18 protein-coding genes are annotated in these 18,705 nt (G+C 62.4%); 12 read left to right on the forward strand and 6 right to left on the reverse strand.

What is annotated here, in order from left to right; all coding sequences use genetic code 11:
• Nucleotides 1–21: 21 nt before the first annotated feature.
• Together fliD and AB1286_RS12385 are read right to left on the reverse strand one after the other, a co-directional pair.
• Complete coding sequence (fliD, locus tag AB1286_RS12380; protein ID WP_430363561.1) at nt 22–1,434, reverse strand: flagellar filament capping protein FliD; 1,413 nt, start codon at nt 1,432–1,434, stop codon at nt 22–24.
• Nucleotides 1,435–1,638: 204 nt separating this feature from the next.
• Nucleotides 1,639–2,457: a flagellin domain-containing protein gene (locus AB1286_RS12385; protein ID WP_430363562.1), complete on the reverse strand. Its 819-nt coding sequence runs from the start codon at nt 2,455–2,457 to the stop codon at nt 1,639–1,641.
• A gap of 724 nt (nt 2,458–3,181) precedes the next feature.
• On the opposite strand from AB1286_RS12385, the gene rpsU reads away from it, so the two are divergent.
• Entirely contained in the window at nt 3,182–3,394 is a 213-nt protein-coding gene (gene rpsU, locus AB1286_RS12390) for a 30S ribosomal protein S21 (RefSeq protein ID WP_102644112.1), read from the forward strand.
• A 125-nt stretch (nt 3,395–3,519) separates the two neighbouring features.
• Here the strand turns inward: rpsU and AB1286_RS12395 are convergent, their stop codons facing one another.
• Both AB1286_RS12395 and AB1286_RS12400 read right to left on the reverse strand, forming a co-directional pair.
• Nucleotides 3,520–3,948, reverse strand: coding sequence for a hypothetical protein (locus tag AB1286_RS12395; RefSeq protein WP_430363563.1), 429 nt, complete (start codon nt 3,946–3,948; stop codon nt 3,520–3,522).
• 172 nt (nt 3,949–4,120) lie between these two features.
• Nucleotides 4,121–4,729: a DNA-3-methyladenine glycosylase I gene (locus AB1286_RS12400; protein WP_430363564.1), complete on the reverse strand. Its 609-nt coding sequence runs from the start codon at nt 4,727–4,729 to the stop codon at nt 4,121–4,123.
• A gap of 228 nt (nt 4,730–4,957) precedes the next feature.
• Between AB1286_RS12400 and AB1286_RS12405 the strand changes: the two genes are divergently transcribed.
• Nucleotides 4,958–5,857: a BadF/BadG/BcrA/BcrD ATPase family protein gene (locus AB1286_RS12405; RefSeq protein ID WP_430363565.1), complete on the forward strand. Its 900-nt coding sequence runs from the start codon at nt 4,958–4,960 to the stop codon at nt 5,855–5,857.
• A gap of 56 nt (nt 5,858–5,913) precedes the next feature.
• Nucleotides 5,914–6,738, forward strand: a complete 825-nt coding sequence (locus AB1286_RS12410) for a Cof-type HAD-IIB family hydrolase (RefSeq protein ID WP_430363566.1) — start codon at nt 5,914–5,916, stop codon at nt 6,736–6,738.
• A 22-nt stretch (nt 6,739–6,760) separates the two neighbouring features.
• On the opposite strand, the gene AB1286_RS12415 is transcribed toward AB1286_RS12410, so the two are convergent.
• On the reverse strand, nt 6,761–7,519 hold the full coding sequence (locus AB1286_RS12415; protein WP_430363567.1) for a histidine phosphatase family protein: 759 nt from the start codon (nt 7,517–7,519) through the stop codon (nt 6,761–6,763).
• Nucleotides 7,520–7,989: 470 nt separating this feature from the next.
• Between AB1286_RS12415 and AB1286_RS12420 the strand changes: the two genes are divergently transcribed.
• Entirely contained in the window at nt 7,990–8,289 is a 300-nt protein-coding gene (locus AB1286_RS12420; RefSeq protein WP_430363568.1) for an H-NS histone family protein, read from the forward strand.
• Nucleotides 8,290–8,520: 231 nt separating this feature from the next.
• Here AB1286_RS12420 and AB1286_RS12425 read toward each other — a convergent pair whose 3' ends face one another.
• Nucleotides 8,521–9,588, reverse strand: coding sequence for a glycosyltransferase family 4 protein (locus AB1286_RS12425; protein ID WP_430363569.1), 1,068 nt, complete (start codon nt 9,586–9,588; stop codon nt 8,521–8,523).
• Between the two features lie 588 nt (nt 9,589–10,176).
• Between AB1286_RS12425 and flhD the strand changes: the two genes are divergently transcribed.
• The 8 genes from flhD to AB1286_RS12465 all read left to right on the forward strand — a co-directional run bounded on the left by flhD (nt 10,177) and on the right by AB1286_RS12465 (nt 18,594).
• Complete coding sequence (gene flhD, locus AB1286_RS12430; RefSeq protein ID WP_430363570.1) at nt 10,177–10,497, forward strand: flagellar transcriptional regulator FlhD; 321 nt, start codon at nt 10,177–10,179, stop codon at nt 10,495–10,497.
• Between the two features lie 80 nt (nt 10,498–10,577).
• Complete coding sequence (gene flhC, locus AB1286_RS12435; protein ID WP_430363571.1) at nt 10,578–11,159, forward strand: flagellar transcriptional regulator FlhC; 582 nt, start codon at nt 10,578–10,580, stop codon at nt 11,157–11,159.
• Nucleotides 11,160–11,351: 192 nt separating this feature from the next.
• Nucleotides 11,352–12,212 (forward strand): flagellar motor stator protein MotA, encoded by an 861-nt coding sequence (motA, locus tag AB1286_RS12440; protein ID WP_116137875.1) that lies wholly within the window; start codon nt 11,352–11,354, stop codon nt 12,210–12,212.
• Nucleotides 12,213–12,245: 33 nt separating this feature from the next.
• On the forward strand, nt 12,246–13,283 hold the full coding sequence (gene motB, locus AB1286_RS12445) for a flagellar motor protein MotB (RefSeq protein WP_430363572.1): 1,038 nt from the start codon (nt 12,246–12,248) through the stop codon (nt 13,281–13,283).
• A gap of 69 nt (nt 13,284–13,352) precedes the next feature.
• The gene (locus AB1286_RS12450) at nt 13,353–13,718 is read left to right on the forward strand and encodes a response regulator (protein WP_430363573.1); all 366 of its coding nucleotides are present in this window, start codon (nt 13,353–13,355) and stop codon (nt 13,716–13,718) included.
• Nucleotides 13,719–13,881: 163 nt separating this feature from the next.
• The gene (gene cheA / locus AB1286_RS12455; protein ID WP_430363574.1) at nt 13,882–16,077 is read left to right on the forward strand and encodes a chemotaxis protein CheA; all 2,196 of its coding nucleotides are present in this window, start codon (nt 13,882–13,884) and stop codon (nt 16,075–16,077) included.
• 23 nt (nt 16,078–16,100) lie between these two features.
• Nucleotides 16,101–16,631 carry a chemotaxis protein CheW gene (gene cheW / locus AB1286_RS12460; protein WP_430363575.1) on the forward strand — a complete coding sequence of 177 codons (531 nt, stop codon included), beginning with the start codon at nt 16,101–16,103 and terminating at the stop codon, nt 16,629–16,631.
• A gap of 37 nt (nt 16,632–16,668) precedes the next feature.
• Nucleotides 16,669–18,594 (forward strand): methyl-accepting chemotaxis protein, encoded by a 1,926-nt coding sequence (locus AB1286_RS12465; protein WP_430363576.1) that lies wholly within the window; start codon nt 16,669–16,671, stop codon nt 18,592–18,594.
• The last annotated feature ends 111 nt before the right edge of the window (nt 18,595–18,705 follow it).

The following is an 18,705-nucleotide window of genomic DNA, read 5'->3' on the forward strand; positions in this document are numbered from 1 at the left end:
CTCCTATTTCCAATACTTCGATTACGACGACTTGTTCAACGTGCCGGCGCTGCCGTTGCCGCCGAACAACTGATTCAGATAGGTCGTGTTGTTCTGCGTCTGGGACATGATCGTATTGAGCTGAGTGAATTCAGCCTGATACTGCGACGTCAGATTCGCTTGATACGCGGCCAAGCTCGATTGCGCCTGCTGTTGCGCCGTCAGGTCCGATTGCAGCGTCGTATTGCGCTGCGCGATCTGGCCCGTCACGGAGGTGGTGTAGGAACTGATGAACGAGCTCAATTGCTCGCCGATGCCGTTCGTGCTGTTGAACGTGTTCGACACCATCGATGGCGAAGACGCGAGCGTCGATTGCAAGGTCGACGAGCTCAGCGTGACCGTGCCGTCATCGTTCAAGTTCAAACCGAGCTGAGCAAGGCTGTACGTCGTACCGCCGACACTGACGCCGCTTGCCATGATCGAGGCGATCCCGTTGACGGCCGAGTTCAACATCGCGTCGCCGAGCAACGGGCCGGCGGCGTGTGAGGTCGAGTCGTACGAGGAAAGCGAGTTCACGGTCGAAATCCACGCGTTGTATGCCGTCGTGAAGTTCTGTAGCGTCGTCGTGATTGCCGACGTGTTCGTGGCGACGGAGAGCGTCTGCGACGTGCCGACGGAGGCCGACGTGAGACTAAGCGTGACGCCCGACAAAGCCGTGGTGACGTTATTGCTGGCGCTCGTGACCGCGTTGCCGCTGATCGTGAGCTTGGCGTCCTGACCGGCCGTGACTTGCGAGAAGTTGGCCGTGGCCATACCCGAGTCGACCGTAGGATCCGCGCTGACGGTGACGGTGTTGGCCGCACCCGTTTGCGTCGAAGTCAGCACCAAGTGCTGACCGTCGGTGGCCGTAACGACGGAAGCCGTCACGCCGGGGTTGTTCGATGCGCTGTTGATCGCCGAGGCGATGCCGGCGAGCGTATTGTTCGACGACGTCAATGCGACCGTCATCGTGCTCGAGCCGACAGCGATGTTCAGGTTGCCCGTGCCGAGCGTAGCGTTGCTCGCATAGGCTTTAGACGAAATTTGGTTCGCGGTGGCGATCTGCTGGACGCTGACCGAATACGAGCCCGCGGCCGCACCGGTTGAAGTCGTGGCGGTGATGCCGGAGCCGCTCATGGTGGCGGCGAGTTGCGAAAACGCGCTGCCGTCGGCGAGGCCGCCGAGCGAAGTCAGCAGGTTCGACATCGACGATTGCATAGAGCCGAGTGCGGACAACTGCGTGTTGTCGCTATTCACGGCGACTGCGATCGATTGCGCTTGTGCGGCGGTCGCACCCGTCACGAGCGCTGAAACCAGCGTGTTCACGTCGAGTTGCGAGTTCGTCACGCCGCTCAGAATGGACTGCGCTGCTTGCTGAAGGACCGAACTGGTGCTGCTCGAAGATACTGTGCTCATGCGAGGCTCCGTCTGTTGCCGCGGAAAGAGTAATCCAATGGATGCCGCCGATTGAAGCTGCGGCCAACTACCAATGCGTAGCGGGAGGCATGCCTCCCGCTGCGTTCACATCGTGTTGCCAGGCCCATGCGAGATAAAGCCTTCGTGTGGGCCGGGCCGCACGGCGAGATCGAACCGCACCTCGCCGCGCGCGACTCAAGCCTCTTACTGGAGGAGCTTGAGCACTTGTTGCGGCTGCGAGTTCGCTTGTGCGAGCACCGAGATACCAGCTTGTTGCAGCACTTGGGCCTTCGACAGGTTGGCCGTTTCTTGCGCGAAGTTGGCGTCTTGCAGTTGCGATTGAGCAGCCGACAGGTTGGTCGACGTCGTTTGCGTGTTCGTGATCGCAGCCGAGAACGTGTTTTGCGTTGCGCCCAGCGTTGCTTGGAAGTTGTTCACTTGCGACAGCGCTGCGTCGATTGCCGTGATCGCGTTTTGCGCGCCCGACGTCGTCGAGATGTCCACACCCGACACGCCCAGACCCGTCGTCGTCCACGACGTCGTGCCGAAGTTGGCCGTCAGCGTTTGGTTGGCGCTTGCGCCGATTTGGAAGTTCACGCTGCCCAGGCCGCCCAGCACGCTTTGGCCGTTGAACTGGGTTTGCGATTCAACGCGGTTAATTTCCGTCAGACGCGTCGTAACTTCCGTTTGCAGGTTCGCTTGAGCGGCCGTGCCGAGCGAGCCGTCGCCCGACTCAACTGCGAGCTGGCGGATACGTTGCAAGTTGGCAACCGTCGATGCGATCGCGCCGGAGGCGGTTTGCACCATCGAGATGCCGTCGTTCGCGTTTTGCACGCCTTGGTTCAGCGCGTTGATCGAAGCTTGTTGCGTCGTGACGATCGCGAGACCTGCCGCATCGTCAGCCGCGCTGTTGATGCGCTTGCCCGACGAGAGACGGTTGATGGCTTGCGACAGGGCGCCTTGCGAACCTTCGAGGTTCGTTTGCGTCTGCAGCGACAGAATGTTGGTGTTGATGTTCAGCATTTTGCTTTCCTCGTTTGGAAATACGTCCAGGGACTTGGCTGGTTCGGGGTTCGGCGTCGCGCTTTCGCGAGTGGCGCTGCCCGCCTGTCCTGGTTGTCGGCGAGGGTGGGAAAAAACTTTAGGGAGCGAACGACGAATTCATGTGTTTTAACTCCCAAATCGCCTGGCGAGCCTTATGGAATAAGGCTCAAAAGAAAAACTAAACGTTTGCGAAATCGTTGCGGCGAGCACGCGTGAGGGGGTGAAAGCGATCGAAAAAAGGTGCTCGGACGCATAAGGAATCGACCCCGAGGCATGCGCGCGACGTCCCTATGAGGAGAACGGGCCGATCGCGGTATTTTGTTGGGGCGTCGGTGAAGAGGGTGGTCCGCTGCGAGTTTACCTGCTATCATCGCGGGTCGAATTGAGATCGCTGCCGTTTTCATTTGAGATCTGCCGCCTTTCGTCGCACCAGCTTGGCCCATACGGCCCTGTCGCGTCGGGCTCGCGGTGCTTCGCGAGTGGTATTGGCAAAGGCAGGTTCAGCTCCGGCAGTCAAACGCGGCGTCGGCAACATGTGCCGGCCGGCGTGCGCGGTGAACTCTCCGCTCTCTCTTTTCAGGCCTGTCCGGCCATGTCAATGGCCGCACCGCCCATCATGAGGTGAGCGGCATGGCGGCGATACCGCCGGACCGGCGCGTGCGCGAAAGCGCGCTACGCATTTGAACGTAACTTTGGGAAATCCATGACGACCATTCTTCTGAAGGAAAACGAGCCGTTCGAAGTGGCGATCCGCCGCTTTCGTCGTGCCATCGAAAAGAACGGCTTGATCGCCGAACTGCGCGAGCGCCAATGCTACGAGAAGCCGACGGCTGTCCGTAAGCGCAAGAAGGCTGCTGCCGTGAAGCGCCTGCACAAGCGCCTGCGCAGCCAAATGCTGCCGAAGAAGCTGCACTAAATCTCGCGGCGCTGCCCAGATAGGGCGGCGCAGCTGGAAAGACGAACGGCGGTGGGCTTCGAAAGAAGCCACACCGCCGTTTGCATTGGGCGTTACCGGCGCGAGCCGGTGCGATCCGGGCTGATTTAGGCCGCGTGCTTCTCGAGCCGCACGGCGGATAAGGCGAATTGCCGTGCGATCGACGTGAGCCGTTCGCGCCACTCCCAGACTCCGAACGCGTCGTGCACGTTCTGTAGGCAACTGAGCAGACTGACGGTCGTCGGATCGTAGATGTTGATGCGCGCCTTAAGGAGCGCCTTCTTCAGCGCGGCGACACCGGCATCCATATAAGCGGGCACTGCCGTGGCCGGCTTATCGATGTAGCGAACCGGAACACCTTCCATCGCGCTCATATAGTCGCGCGGATGGATCAATTGTCCGATCGGGCAACCGCCACGATAACCGTGATAGGCGCCGCCGCCACGGGGCAGCAGCGCCGCTTGCCGTTGAGAGAACAGATGGTCGACCGCATGGTCGAACAGTTCCTGATGCGTACGGAAGTGCAAATTTTTCATGATCTTGATCGAGCTGCCGGGATGCAGCACATATTTCGTGGCTCGTGACTGCTATAACGGCTACGCTGGGAAAAATTGCAGGTTTTCTGGGATATTCCCTATGCCTTCTGCCTCGATCAAGCATTTTTTTGCCAGGTGTTGCGCGAAACTTACGCAGGGTCCCGTACGAGCCTCATGCAGCGGTCGTGCGCTTGGGCTTGGATTTGCGTTTGGCGAGCGCGGCGCAGCGCGCGCGTGAAGCACAGTTCGTTTGATGGTCGTTGACCATGCCGATGGCTTGCATGAACGCGTAACAGATCGTCGAGCCGACGAATTTGCAGCCGTAGCCTTTGAGCGCCTTGCTCAGCGCATCCGAGGCCGGCGTGGAAGCGGGCGCATGTTCTTTATAGAGCGCCCAATCGTTTTGTACGGGTTCGCCGCCCACGAACGACCAAACGAAATCGGCCAGCGAGCCGTGTTCCTCGCGAATGCGCAAAACGGCGCGCGCATTGACGACGGCCGCTTCGACTTTAGCGCGATTGCGCACGATGCCCGGATCTTGCAAGAGGGCTTCGATTTTCGTGGGTGTGAAACGCGCAACCGCTTCGACGTCGAAGTTATCGAACGCACGGCGATAGTTTTCGCGTTTGTTCAAAATGGTCGACCACGACAAACCGGCTTGCGCGCCTTCAAGTACGAGCATCTCGAACAAATGGCGCTCGTCCCGGGACGGCACGCCCCATTCGGTGTCGTGATAGTGCTCGTCGGCAGCGGTTCTTACCCAGTTGCAGCGCTCGGTCATGGATACCTCTTGTGGCTCGGCGCGCGAGGCGCGGCCTGTGGATTATCGGGGGCCGCCCGCGTATGAAGCGTCGCGCCAACGCACGGCCATTGCAATTGCAGGCAAGCATAGCGGATCGCCCGAAAGCGGCAACTCGGCCGTTCGGGAGATTGGCGGCGCAGCTCGAAGCCGATAATCTTCGGGCGTTCGATATTTAAGCGAGGCGGCGTAATGCCGCGGGTGGCAAACATGGAAGCAACGCAGTATTGGCTTGGCGTCGACGGCGGCGGCACCGGCACGCGGGTGGTGCTGGCCGACGCGCGCGGTGTCGAACTCGGGCACGCGCTGGGCGGGGCCTCGGGGCTCGCGCTCGGGGTGTCCCGTGCATGGGCGGCGATCGAGGCGGCATGCGCCCAGGCCTTCGAATCGGCTGGATTGACACTGGACTGGGCGCACAGCGCGCTCGGTTGTGGGCTCGCCGGCGTGAACAACCGCGATTGGCTGGCCGAATTCGTCGCGAGCGCGCCGAAGCTCGCGGCGCTCGACGTGCAAAGCGATGCCTATACGACGCTGCTTGGGGCGCACGGCGGTGAGCCGGGTGTCGTCGTCGCCGTCGGGACGGGCAGTATCGCCGCGGTGCTCGACCGCGACGGGAGCAGCAACGTTGCAGGCGGCTATGGGTTTCCGTCAGGCGACGAAGCGAGCGGTGCATGGCTTGGGCTGCATGCGGTCGTTCACGCACAGCGCGCGCTCGATGGCCGGGTTCGGCCCGATGCATTCTCGGACGCGCTACTCGCGCGGATGGGGGCGGGCGATCGCGACGGGCTTGTCGTCTGGCTTTGCGAGGCCAACCAGACGGCCTACGCGGCGCTCGCGCCGGTCGTGCTCGATCATCGCACTCACCCTGTGGCCGCTGCTCTGCTCGCGCAAGCGGGCCGGGACATCGCCCAGCTCGTCGATGCGCTCGACGCATCGGGACAGTTGCCCGTCGCGCTCTGCGGCGGGTTGGCCGCGCCGCTTGCCGAATATGTGCCGGATTCGCATCGCGCCCGGCTGCGCGCGCCGCTCGCCGATTCGGCGCACGGGGCTTTGACGCTTGCGCGACGCGCGAATGCGGCCGCCGCGCAAGGTTCGGGCGGGGCGGCATAAAATAGCGGCCGTATCCTCGTTTTTCTCACCGCTCACCCATCGCTTTGTTTTCCGCCATGTATAAGCTTGTCGCCACCGATCTCGATGGAACGCTACTGAACAGCAATCATCAGTTGGACCCGTTCACAGTGGCAACCGTGCGCCGGCTCGAGCAATCCGGCGTTCAATTCGTGATCGCGACCGGCCGTCATTACTGCGACGTCGCCGGCATTCGAGACATCCTGGGCATTCGCTCGTATCTGGTGACGTCGAACGGCGCGCGCGTGCATGCGCCCGACGACACCGTCGTCCACGCGCGCGATCTGCCGAGCGAGGTCGTGCGCCGGCTCGTGCAGCCGGAAATCGTCGGAACGCACGGGCGCGTGATCGTCAATCTATTCGCGGACGACGCTTGGTACATTGATCGCGATGCCCCCGAACTGTTGGCTTTTCACCAAGACTCGGGCTTTCGCTACCGGGTGATCGATACGCTCGCGCACGACGGCGGCGATGTCGCGAAGGTGCTTTACATCGGCGAAGCCGCCGATCTCGCGCGAATCGAGGCCCGCTTGCAGCAAGAATTCGGCGATACGCTTTATGTCACCTATTCCTTGCCCGATTGCCTCGAGGTGATGACCGCGAACGTATCGAAAGGGCGTGCGCTGCAAGTCGTGCTCGAGCGCCTCGAGATCGATGCCTCGCATTGCGTCGCCTTCGGCGACAACATGAACGATATCGATTTGCTCGAGACCGCCGGGCATCCGTTCATGATGAACAATGCCAATCCCAATCTGATCACGCGGCTACCGAACGTGCCGCGGATCGGGAACAACTTCGAGGCCGGCGTTGCGCATCATTTGCGCAAATTGTTCTCGATCGCCGACGAACTCACGCCGAGTTGAGTTCGGTGCATCGGCGATTCGCTCAGCGTGCGGCGGCCGGCGCCGCATCGGGCAATGCCGCGCACGGGCAATCCGCGGAGCGCCCGTCGAGTCCTTCGCGATCGAGCGAAAAGGTGGCGTGCGGCATCGTGCTTTGCGGATCCCAATCGAGCTTCACGACATAAATACTGTCGAAATCGCCGCTGCGCCAATGCGGCACTTTTTGCCCCGCGTCGCCGTATTGCGTCACGATCTCCTGCACCAGATCCTCGATTTCATGATGCTCCCAAGCCGCAACGATTAGCTTGCCCGCTTGCTCCGGCTTCACGAGTTCTTGTTTCAGTGCATCGATTTGCGCATATCCGTAGGTTGTGTCGACGGGCAAGCCGAATTGGATTGCCGTCGGCTCGATCGTCGCCAATGGACGGACATAGTCGTATCGCACCCCGGCGTCCTCCTTTCGTATAGAAGGATTCGGCGCATAGATTGCATTGGGCTTGCCGAATTTTGCCGCGACGACCGCGGGCAAGGCCAATGCGCGATTCAGGCCTTGGCAGTCGAGTTGCCCATAACCGCCGGCAGGCTTTTCGCCGTGCCGGACGAATACGAGCGTTTCCGTCCGCGCCGATGCGCCCGATGCCGCGAATGCGCTGGATGCGCCCGACAGGCTTGAGAGAAGGGCGGCGGCAGCTGCGGCAAAGACGAGCGCGCGTTCGGTGCGGCCACGATATCGCCTATCGAATAGGCGGCGGCTTTGCCGATTCGTGGTTGATTCGCTATTGCAATGAGAGCGAGGGCCCATGGTGAGGCATCCTTTCCATAAGGCGCGGCGAACCCGGAATGGGCCCTTAATCGCAAGCCGATTCTAGCAGCGGCCCAGGCTCGCGCATCGAGCCCGCTTCTTGCTGCACGCTTGGTGTCGCATTATTTCGGAATGCTAACGACCTAGAAGGTAGGGTGCGGGTTCGTTTCGACGCGGGAGACAAATGGCCAATGGCGAGTAGCGAATGGGGAATACCCCGAGCTATGCGTTCTTATTCGTTGTTTGTTACGGCCCGTTACGGCATCGGCCTATGTCGAGCGGGATTCACGCCCCATTGGCGTGCGCGGGAGGCGCGGCTATTCGATCGAATATGAGGGATTACGCACTGTGAACGTGCTTTTAAGAATTATCATACGATTTCGTGGCATATCGGGTAAATTCGGCATTGCCAGTGACGTTCGTTCCGACTAACCTCGGAGCAACATGTTTTTCAATCAAGGGAGACCACGATGTCCCAATACGCGGAACTGAAGGCGCAGATCGCCAAACTGCAAGCTCAAGCAGACGAGGCACGCCGTGCCGAAGTCGCGAATGTAATTACGGAAATCAAGCAAAAGATCGTGGAGTTCGGTCTGACCGCCCATGACCTCGGCTATGCCGAAGGCGCGCGGCGCGGCCGTCCGCCGAAGAAGGCACCGTTGCCGCCGAAGTACCAAGACCCGAAATCGGGTAGCACGTGGAGCGGCCGCGGTAAGCCGCCCAAGTGGATCGCCGGAAAAAACCGCGATCGCTTTCTTATCGCTCAATAAGGTTTAGCCGAGGTTAGACCGGTTGCCGATGCGGCTTGCCGGCGCTGCGTCACCGGCTCGAGTCAATCGAACTAGCCCTCGGGGCTGCTGTTGAATCGAGCCGGTTTCGATGCGAAACAAAGGCATAGGCGCCTGGCAATGGCGAAGACGTTTTTTTCCGAATTTTTTTACGTCTCTAATTGATGGCTTACGATTCCATTCAAGCCGCATCGTCGCTTTGACGCATTCGGGTTATCCCGCGGCGACGCTGCGCAGATGGGTTCGTCCGGCGCCTTGCTCGAGTAGCGTTTGATAGCATTTCACGTAGTTGCGCGCCATGGTATGAGCGGTGAAGCGCCGCTCGAATTGCGCGCGAATTTCGTCGCGGGAGAGTTCGTCGAGGTGCTCTAACGCCGCTACGGCGCCTTGGACGTCCTCGACGATATAGCCCGTCACGGCATGATCGATCACTTCAGGCACCGAGCCGCGATTGAAGGCGATCACGGGGGTGCCGCAGGCCATTGCCTCGATCATGACGAGACCGAACGGTTCGCACCAGTCGATCGGGAATAGCAGCGCTTTGGCGCGGGAGAGAAATTCGGGTTTGCGCGCTTCGTCGATCTCTCCGACGAATTCCACATGCGCTTGCGAAAGCAAAGGCTCGATCTCTTGCTTGAAGTAGTCGCGATCGACCTTGTCGATCTTGGCCGCGATCTTCAGCGGCAGCCCGCTCATGGCCGCGATCTTGATCGCGGTGTCCACCCGCTTCTCAGGGCAGATCCGTCCTAAGAACGCCAGATACTCAGGCTCGCAGTGGGGCTGCGGCGTAAGTAAATGCTCCGGCAGGCCGTGATAGACGGTGTCCCGCCAGCATGCTTGCGGCAAAGGCATGCGTTGCGATTGCGAAATCGAAATGACGTTCGCCTGCGAAAACGTGTCGAAGACGGGTTGGAGCTCAGGTAAATCGAGCCGTCCGTGCAATGTCGTCACGGCCGGCGTACTCGCATCGGCGAACAGCGAAAACGGCAAATAATCCAAATGGAAATGCAGGACGTCGAAGTCTGCCGCGACGCGGCGCACTTTTTCGAGCAGCAGCATATGCGGCGCAAGCGGATCCCGGATCGTCGGGTCGAGCCGCAACGCGCGGGGCCATGCCGCATCCAGTTTGGCCGACGTAATCGAATCGCCGCTTGCGAACAACGTGACGTCGTGTCCGAGCTCGACAAGCGCGTCGGTCAAATACGACACGACGCGTTCGGTGCCGCCGTAAAACTTCGGCGGTACGGCTTCGTAAAGCGGCGCGATTTGAGCGATTCGCATGGGTCGTTCTCCTTTCGAGCGGGCGTGATTACGTAGGGGCGCAGCGTTGCCGCCGGCCATCCCCGGGCTGCCTTGCCATTATCGGGAACGAGGCACGGCCCTCTGAGCGGGTTTTCAAAGCCTTAATCCTTGTTACAGCCCGAAACAGCAAGTACTGCCTGATTTCGTGCATTTCGGTAAAAACACGCACTCCCATTTTTGGGCGGCCGGCATTTGTTGCGGCGTGATGACGCGGCTTTCTATAATTCAAACCGTGTGCAGCGGCGCAACGCCGCCTCCTTGAGCGTTTCTCGTGCCTGCTCCCCGCCCGCGCGCCGCCTCGCCCGCAGACCCGCGCCGGCGCTCAATGTCAGAAAAATTCCTACACGCTTTCAAGACATTTCCGGCATGTCCCGGCGGTGCTCTTCCTATTTCCACCCTTTTTACAATTCGACACAATTTGCTCAAGACCAGAGAGCGGTGGCATCGCGCATCGACAAAGCGCGCAGCCGAGCAAACGTTTCCGGGCCACCGAGCCTTGCATTGGGACTCGCGCGCAAGTGCTGCTGCACGCGCCAGAGTCGACACTATCGATTGACCGGGGGAATCATGAGCGCCACAAGCGAAATGCTCAGCGAGATCAAAGAAGTCAATCTCTCGTATCTGTTGCTTGCGCAACGCCTGTTGCGAGAGGACAAGGCGATGGGCATGTTCCGCATGGGTATCAACAATCAGTTGGCCGATGTGCTTGCCAACCTTTCGTTCGCACAGACGGTGAAGCTTGCCGCCTCCAACCAACTGCTTTGCCGCTTTCGTTTCGACGACCACGCCGTGCTCTCGGCGCTCGCCGACAAAGGCAAGGCCGCATCGCTTACGGGCTCGCACAGCGCCATTTTGATGGCGAGCCAGCCGGTGGAATCCGTCAGTTGACGGCTCGGACTCACACGAGCCGGCTCGAGCGCGAGCCCGCTTACCTATCAGCCATCAGTTAAGCGGGGCAAACGGCCGATATGGCAACCAAGAGCGTCGTGCTCGAAGTCAAGGAAATCACCTTGGCGATCGAGCTGATCGAATTGGGCGCGCGCCTGCAATTGCTCGAAGCGGAAACGAGCTTGTCGCGCGACCGGCTCATCAAGCTATACAAGGAATTGAAAGGGGCGTCGCCGCCCAAGGGCATGCTGCCGTTCTCGACCGATTGGTTCATGACCTGGCAGCCGAACATCCATTCGTCGCTTTTTTACAATATTTACCGGTTCATGGCCGAGCACGGCGGGTGCGAAAGCATTCAGTCGATCGTGAAAAGCTACCGGTTATACCTCGAGCATACGGCGCTGAACGGCGACGAGCCGCTTTTAAGCCTCACTCGCGCTTGGACGTTAGTACGTTTCTTCGAATCGGAGATGCTGCAACTGACGTCGTGCTCGCGTTGCCGCGGGCAATATGTCGCCCATGCGCACGATCCGCAGCACGGCTTCGTCTGCGGACTTTGCCAACCGCCCTCGCGGGCCGGCAAGACCAAGAAATCCGCCGCCGCCAAGGCTGGACAAGGCGCCGCGGACGACGGCCCGGACGTCGCGGAACTGGCCGCCTAGCCTCAAAGGCGGCCAACCGGGGTGCGGGCCGGTCGCGGCCCCGCCCGCCAGCTTCGCCGGCCGCGCATCGCGGGTCTCGGCGTCCTGGTTTACGCGACGTCACCGATCCCTTTTTCCCCCCAAAGTTTTCGGCCTACCTGCCGTAAACCAGATTAACGACGGTCTCCCCGTCGCTCTTGTGAGGACCCGGCAGTGCTGATTTTCGTTGGAACACTCGTAACCGTGTTGTCCGTCTTCGGCGGCTATGCGCTCGCGGGCGGCCATCTAGGCGCGCTAGTGCAGCCCGAAGAGGGGCTCATGATCGCCGGCGCCGGGGTCGGGGCGTTCATCCTGGGTAACGGGATGAAGACGATCAAGGCGACCATCAAACTGCTGCCGACGCTCTTCAAGGGCTCCAAGTATACGAAGGACGTATACATGGAACTCATGGCGCTGCTTTACGTTTTGCTTGCAAAGGCGCGCAAAGAAGGGACGTTGACGCTGGAAGCCGATATCGACGACCCCGAAAAGAGCCCGATTTTCACGCAATACCCGAAGATTCTCGCCGATCATCATATCGTCGAGTTTCTCACCGACTACCTGCGGTTAATGGTGGGCGGCAATATGAATGCGTTCGAGATCGAAAGCCTCATGGACGAGGAGATCGAGACGCACCACGCCGAGGGCGAGGGCCCGGCGCATGCGCTGATGCGCGTGGGCGATGCGATGCCCGCATTCGGGATCGTGGCCGCCGTGATGGGCGTGGTCCATACGATGGCGTCGGCCGACAAACCGCCCGCGGTGCTCGGCGCGATGATCGCCCAGGCGCTGGTCGGCACGTTCCTCGGCATTTTGCTTTCGTACGGCCTGATCGGGCCGCTCGCGAGCCTCGCGGAGCAGCGCGTGGCCGAGTCGACGAAGATGTTCCAGTGCATCAAGGTCACGATTCTCGCTAGCCTGAACGGCTATGCGCCGGCGATCGCCGTGGAATTCGGCCGTAAGGTCCTCTTCTCGCCCGAGCGGCCTTCGTTCGCCGAGCTCGAAGAGCACGTGCGTCGCGTCAAGGCAAAGTAAGCGGCAAGGCAAGGCAAACGAGGACAGCGCCCCATGACTAAAGGCAAGGACCGGGCAATCGTCGTCAAACGCGTGGCGCCCTCGAAGAAGGGGCACCACGGCGGTGCGTGGAAGCTCGCTTACGCGGACTTCATGACCGCGATGATGGCGTTCTTTCTGTTGATGTGGCTGCTGAGCGCGGTCACGCCGGTGCAATTGAAGGGCATCGCCGAATACTTCAACCAGCCTTTGAAGGCGGCCTTGCTCGGCAGCGGACAACGCAGCGCGCAGGAGTCGAGCATCATCGAAGGCGGCGGCCGCGACATTTCCACGGAGATGGACGGCGTGACGCGCCGCTCCGACGGAACGACGGCGCAGGCGACGCACTCGGCCACGAAAGCCGACGACGAGGCGATGAACCAGCTCCAAGGCGCGCTCGAGCGTCGCGAGCAAGTGCGGTTGCACGATCTACAGGTCAAGCTGATGGCCGCGATCGAGGCCAATCCCGCGCTGCGCCAGTTCAAACAACAAATTCGGATCGATTCGACGCTGCAAGGCCTGCGCATCGAAATCGTCGATACCCAAAAGCGGCCGATGTTCGCAACGGCCAGCGACGAAGTCGAGCCTTACATGCGCGACATCTTGCGCGCCATCGGCGAGACGCTGAACGACGTGCCGAACAGCATCGTCGTCCAGGGGCATACGGATGCCGTGCCGTACGCAGGCGGCGGCAAGGGCTACAGCAACTGGGAGCTCTCGGCCGATCGTGCGAACGCGTCGCGGCGCGAGCTGATCGCGGGCGGCATGGACGAAGCCAAGGTGATGCGCGTGTTGGGGCTCGCCTCGACGCAGAACCTGAACAAGGCCGATCCGCTCGATCCGGAGAATAGACGCATAAGTATCATCGTTCTCAACAAAAAGTCCGAGGACGCGCTGATGCATGATGACACGACGGCAACGACGCTGTCGGACAACGCGGCGAGCGCCGCGCCGATCGTCGGCAAGATCGCGCCGGGCGCGGCGCCTTCGGTTGGCGCGGCGAAACCGGCGGCTGCGGCGGCCAACGTCGCCGCACCCGCGGCGGCGAAATGAACATGCGCGCGCAAGCCGCCCAAGCTTGGGCCGGGCGCGCGGCGAACGCGAGTGCGGTGTGAGGCATTCATGATCAGAAACATTTTGGCGATCGACGATTCGGCCGCGATGCGCGAAATCCTCGCGGCGACGCTGCGCACGGCCGGCTACGAAGTGACCGTGGCGGCCGACGGCGACGAAGGGCTCGCGAGCGCGCTGGCGAGCACGTTCGATCTCGTGTTGACGGACCAATACATGCCCAAGCGCAGCGGGCTCGACGTGATCGCGGCGCTGCGCTCGCAACCCGCTTACGCGGCCACGCCGATTTTCGTGCTGACGACCGAGGACGGCGTCGCATTCAAGGACGCGGCGCGGGCGGCAGGCGCGACGGGCTGGATCGAGAAGCCGCTCGATCCGGATACGTTGACGGAACTCGTCGACGCTCTCAATGCGTAGGGTGCACGCGCGAGGCGACGACAACGAACGGCGGCGACGCACGCAACTAGCGAAGGCGGCGCCCCTAGGCAACAGATAGGGCATTTGCGACGCCGCGCGCGCGCATGCACATGGATAGACAACGCGCTACCTGCGAAGCACGACTCTTAGCGGTGATTGAAGCATGACACTCGACATTACCCAGTTTTATCAGACGTTCTTTGACGAGGCGGACGAGCTGCTCGCGCAAATGGAGCAGCTCCTACTCAACTTGGACGTCGGCACCCCCGATCCGGAGGATCTGGCGGCCATTTTCCGCGCGGCCCACTCGATCAAGGGCGGTGCGGCGACGTTCGGCTTCACGGCGCTGACCGAGACGACGCACATTCTCGAATCGCTGCTCGATCGCGCGCGCAACAACGAGTTGACGCTGCGCAAGGACATGATCGACACGTTCCTTGAAACGAAGGACGTCTTGGCCGACCAGCTCGCCGCGTATCGCGCGAGCGCCGAGCCCGATGCCGCCGCCGCCAGCGCGATCTGCGCGAAGCTCGAACGGCTGCGCGACGAGGGCAACGGCGCGCCCGCCGCGGCCGCACCTGCTCCCGCTCCCGCCGAGGCGGCGCCGAGCGCGCCGGCCGTGGTCGAGCATCCGAGCGGCACGCCCGAGCACGTGGTCGAGCAAGCCGTCGAAGTCGCCCACGGCTCCACGGCGGCGGCCGCGAGCGAATCGAACAAAGAAGGACCTCACCTGAAAGTTACGCTACGGGGGGTGGGGGAGAAGGACCAGGCGCTCCTAATCGAAGAATTGGGTAACCTGGGTCACATCGTCGGACAGGTGAAGAGCGGCGGCGACTTGATCGTCTACCTCGAGACCGACGTGCCGTCCGACGACATTACCGCCGTGTGCTGTTTCGTGATCGACGAAAGTCAGATCGTGCTCGGCCGCGGCACGGCGCCCGGCGCCGGCGAAGAGCCTGCGGCAGCGGCGGCAAGTACGCCTGCTGCCGCTGCGCCCGCCGCACCGGCGCCCGCACCGGCAGCGCCTGCCGCACCCGCGGCCAGCGCGCCGGCGGCACCTGCGGCTGCGCCCGAGCCCAAGGCCGAACCGGCCAAGAGCGTCGTGGCCAGCGCACCGGCGCCGGCCGGCGAGGACAAGAAGGCGCGTCCGGCCGCGGCTGCGGCCGGCGCCGAAGGCAGCTCGATCCGAGTGGGCGTCGAAAAGGTCGATCAACTGATCAACCTCGTGGGTGAGCTTGTCATCACGCAAGCGATGCTCGCGGAAACGACGAGCACGTTCGATCCCGCGCTGCACGATCGTCTTTACAACGGCATGGCGCAGCTCGAGCGCAACGCGCGCGATCTGCAAGAGGCCGTGATGTCCATCCGGATGATGCCGATGGACTACGTTTTCAGCCGTTTCCCGCGTCTCGTACGAGATCTCGCGGCCAAGCTAGGCAAGGAAGTGGAGCTCGTCACCTTCGGTCAAGCGACCGAACTCGACAAGAGCCTCATCGAGCGGATTATCGATCCGTTGACCCACCTCGTGCGCAACAGCCTCGACCACGGTATCGAAACGGTCGAAGCGCGGCGTGCGGCGGGCAAGGACGGCACGGGCCAACTCGTGCTGTCGGCGGCGCATCACGGCGGCAACATCGTGATCGAGGTGTCGGACGACGGCGCGGGTCTGCGCCGCGACAAGATTCTCGCCAAGGCCATGAAGCAAGGCATGCAGGTGAGCGAGTCGATGTCCGACGAGGAAGTTTGGAACCTGATCTTCATGCCGGGCTTCTCGACGGCGGAGCAGGTGACGGACGTCTCGGGCCGCGGCGTGGGGATGGACGTCGTGAAGCGGAACATCCAATCGATGGGCGGCCACGTCGAGATTACCTCGCACGCGGGCAAGGGCACGACGACGCGAATCATCCTGCCGCTGACGCTCGCGATCTTGGACGGCATGTCGGTGAAGGTCGGCAGCGAAATCTTTATCTTGCCGCTGAACTTCGTCATGGAGTCGCTGCAACCGGTGGCCGAGGACATCTACACGGTGGCCAACGGCGAGCGCGTGGTACGCGTGCGCGGGGAATACCTGCCGCTCGTGGCGCTGCATGAAGTGTTCTCGGTCGACGGCGCGCGCACGGAGCCGACCCAAGGCATCGTGACGATCATGCAAACCGAGGGCCGCCGCTTCGCGATGCTGATCGACGAGCTCGTCGGCCAGCAGCAGGTGGTCGTGAAGAACCTTGAGACGAACTACCGCAAGGTGCGCGGCATTTCGGCAGCGACGATTCTCGGCGACGGCAGCGTCGCGCTGATCGTGGATGTGGCGGCATTGAACCGTGAAAGCCGTGCATCGCACGGCGCAATGAATTTTTCGTAATTCCCAACCGTTTGGGGGCTAACGTGGCAGAAGTCCAATCCAATACCGCGAACGGTTTGACCGTCGCGGGTAGCCGTCGCGATGCGCTGCAAGCCGACGCGACCGGTCAAGAGTTCCTGATCTTCACGCTCGGCGCGGAAGAGTACGGGATCGACATCCTGAAGGTGCAGGAGATTCGCGGTTACGACAGCGTGACGCGGATCGCCAACGCACCGGAGTTCATCAAGGGCGTCATCAACCTGCGCGGCATCATCGTTCCGATCGTCGACATGCGGATCAAGTTCCACTTGGGCCGCGTCGAGTACGACCATCAAACGGTCGTGATCATTTTGAACGTCGCGCATCGCGTCGTCGGCATGGTCGTGGACGGCGTGTCGGACGTGCTGACGCTGACGGCGGATCAGATCATGCCCGCGCCCGAATTCGGCGCGACGTTGACCGCCGAATATCTGACGGGCCTCGGCACGGTCGAAGGCCGCATGCTGATCCTGATGGATATCGAAAAATTGATGGTCAGCAAGGAAATGGCACTCATCGAAGCGTTCGCGCAGTAAGGCTGCGGGCTCGAGTGCACCCCACCGGAGATTTATGATGTTGCAGAACTGGTCGATCCGCACGACGTTGACGGCCATCGGCGCCGTGTTCGTCGCGCTGACCGTCGCGGTCGGCGTGCTTGGGCTCACCGCGCTTTCGAGCGCGAATCGTTCGCTCGATACGCTTGCGCGCGGCGATTTGCCTTCGATCCACGCGCTCGACGACGCAGGCAGCTACTTGCTGCGTTCGCGCGTCGCGCTCGATCGCTTCCGTGCGCTTTCGGAGGCGAACAACGCAGACGAAGCGAAGAAGGTTCTCGCGCGCGCGCAAGAGCTGCTCGCTTCGTCGAACCAAGCTTGGCAAACCTTCATGAGCGCGCCGAAGGACGGGCTCGATCAGTCGCTCGTCGATGCGCTTAATACGCAGCACGATGCGCTGTTGCATGAAGGGGTCGAGCCGGAATTCGCGGCGGCGCAGGCGGGCGATCTCGCCGGCTATCACGCGATCGCCGACACGAAGATCAGCCCGATGTTCGTGGCATTCGACAACGCGGCGGCGCGCGTGCTCAAGGACCGGCAAGAGCATGCGGAGGCGTTGCACGCCCAGTCGTCGGCGCACGTGAGCTTGATGAGTTCGCTGATCATCGCCTTCGCCGTGCTGGCGATCGTGCTGGTGATTTTCGTGCGCTTCGCGCTGCGCGGGCTGATCGTCCAGCCGATCAACGATGCCGTCTCGCACTTCGAGCACATCGCGAACGGCGACTTGACGCGCACGGTGCGCGGGGCCGGCACCAACGAAATCGGTCGGCTCTACGCGGGTATCGTCCGCATGCAGCAGGCGATGACGGCGATGGTCAAGGCCGTACACGCCGGGACGGAGTCCATCGACGTCGGCGCGCGCGAAATCTCGATCGGCAATACCGATCTCTCGCAACGCACAGAAGAGCAAGCCGCCTCGCTGCAACAAACGGCAACGAGCATGGGCCAGCTCACCGGCACCGTGCGCCAGAACACCGAAAACGCACGCCAGGCGAGCCAGCTCGCGATCAATGCGTCCGATATCGCGGTGCGCGGCGGCGACGTCGTGAGCCAAGTGGTCACGACGATGCAAGACATCGCGGCGAGCTCGGGCAAGGTCGTCGACATCATCGGCGTGATCGAGGGCATCGCGTTCCAAACGAACATTCTCGCGTTGAACGCAGCCGTGGAAGCGGCGCGGGCAGGCGAGCAAGGCCGCGGCTTCGCCGTGGTCGCGGGCGAAGTACGAAGCCTCGCACAGCGCAGCGCAGGGGCCGCCAAGGAAATCAAGGCGCTGATCGGCGACTCGGTGGACAAAGTGGCGAGCGGCTCCGAACTCGTGGGCCGCGCCGGCACGACCATGGACGAAATCGTTCAAGCCGTGCGCCGCGTGACCGATATCATGGGTGAGATCAGCGCAGCCTCGGAAGAGCAATCCACGGGGATCGAAGGCGTGAATCGCGCCCTCACGCAGATGGACGACGTGACGCAGCAAAACGCCGCGCTCGTCGAGCAGGCGGCCGCGGCCGCGGCATCGCTCGAGGAGCAGACGCGCCAACTGAAGTCGATCACTGCGCAGTGGCGTATCGACGGCACGCACGCGCCGGCGGCTCAGCTCGCACGCACCGCGGCCAAGCCCGCCGCGAAATCGAGCGCAGCCGTCACGCACAAGAAGCCCGCGATGTCGCGCACGTCGGCCAGCTCGAGCGCACCGCGCTTGATGCGCCCGGCGGTCGAGGTCCCGCATGCGGCAGCCGCGCCGAGCGCACCGGCCGCAGCACCGGCGGTAACGGCCGAGCCGGTCGCTCCGGTCGCGAAGAGCGTCCCGGCAGCGAAGAGCGCTCCGGCTGCGAAGAGCGCTCCGGCTGCGAAGAGCGTGCCGCCGGTTGCGGCTAAGCCGCTCAAGCCGGCGGTGAGCGTTAGCGCGGCAGCGAGCAAGTCGGACGACGACTGGGAAACGTTTTAAGGCGGTGGCGCGCTTGAACAAGGCGCGCTGCCAGTAGGAAAGGCAAAGAGCATGTGGCGTTTCGGCACCCCGCCCGCGATCGGGCAACTCGATGCGCCGCGCGGGCCCACG

This window comes from Trinickia sp. NRRL B-1857, assembly GCF_050470685.1.
Taxonomy (GTDB): Bacteria; Pseudomonadota; Gammaproteobacteria; order Burkholderiales; family Burkholderiaceae; genus Trinickia.

Coding starts and splice junctions, on each gene's coding strand:
- fliD (WP_430363561.1), bottom strand. CDS start 1,434: ATGAGCACAGTATCTTCGAGCAGCACCAGTTCGGTCCTTCAGCAAGCA.
- AB1286_RS12385 (WP_430363562.1), bottom strand. CDS start 2,457: ATGCTGAACATCAACACCAACATTCTGTCGCTGCAGACGCAAACGAAC.
- rpsU (WP_102644112.1), top strand. CDS start 3,182: ATGACGACCATTCTTCTGAAGGAAAACGAGCCGTTCGAAGTGGCGATC.
- AB1286_RS12395 (WP_430363563.1), bottom strand. CDS start 3,948: ATGAAAAATTTGCACTTCCGTACGCATCAGGAACTGTTCGACCATGCG.
- AB1286_RS12400 (WP_430363564.1), bottom strand. CDS start 4,729: ATGACCGAGCGCTGCAACTGGGTAAGAACCGCTGCCGACGAGCACTAT.
- AB1286_RS12405 (WP_430363565.1), top strand. CDS start 4,958: ATGGAAGCAACGCAGTATTGGCTTGGCGTCGACGGCGGCGGCACCGGC.
- AB1286_RS12410 (WP_430363566.1), top strand. CDS start 5,914: ATGTATAAGCTTGTCGCCACCGATCTCGATGGAACGCTACTGAACAGC.
- AB1286_RS12415 (WP_430363567.1), bottom strand. CDS start 7,519: ATGGGCCCTCGCTCTCATTGCAATAGCGAATCAACCACGAATCGGCAA.
- AB1286_RS12420 (WP_430363568.1), top strand. CDS start 7,990: ATGTCCCAATACGCGGAACTGAAGGCGCAGATCGCCAAACTGCAAGCT.
- AB1286_RS12425 (WP_430363569.1), bottom strand. CDS start 9,588: ATGCGAATCGCTCAAATCGCGCCGCTTTACGAAGCCGTACCGCCGAAG.
- flhD (WP_430363570.1), top strand. CDS start 10,177: ATGAGCGCCACAAGCGAAATGCTCAGCGAGATCAAAGAAGTCAATCTC.
- flhC (WP_430363571.1), top strand. CDS start 10,578: ATGGCAACCAAGAGCGTCGTGCTCGAAGTCAAGGAAATCACCTTGGCG.
- motB (WP_430363572.1), top strand. CDS start 12,246: ATGACTAAAGGCAAGGACCGGGCAATCGTCGTCAAACGCGTGGCGCCC.
- AB1286_RS12450 (WP_430363573.1), top strand. CDS start 13,353: ATGATCAGAAACATTTTGGCGATCGACGATTCGGCCGCGATGCGCGAA.
- cheA (WP_430363574.1), top strand. CDS start 13,882: ATGACACTCGACATTACCCAGTTTTATCAGACGTTCTTTGACGAGGCG.
- AB1286_RS12465 (WP_430363576.1), top strand. CDS start 16,669: ATGTTGCAGAACTGGTCGATCCGCACGACGTTGACGGCCATCGGCGCC.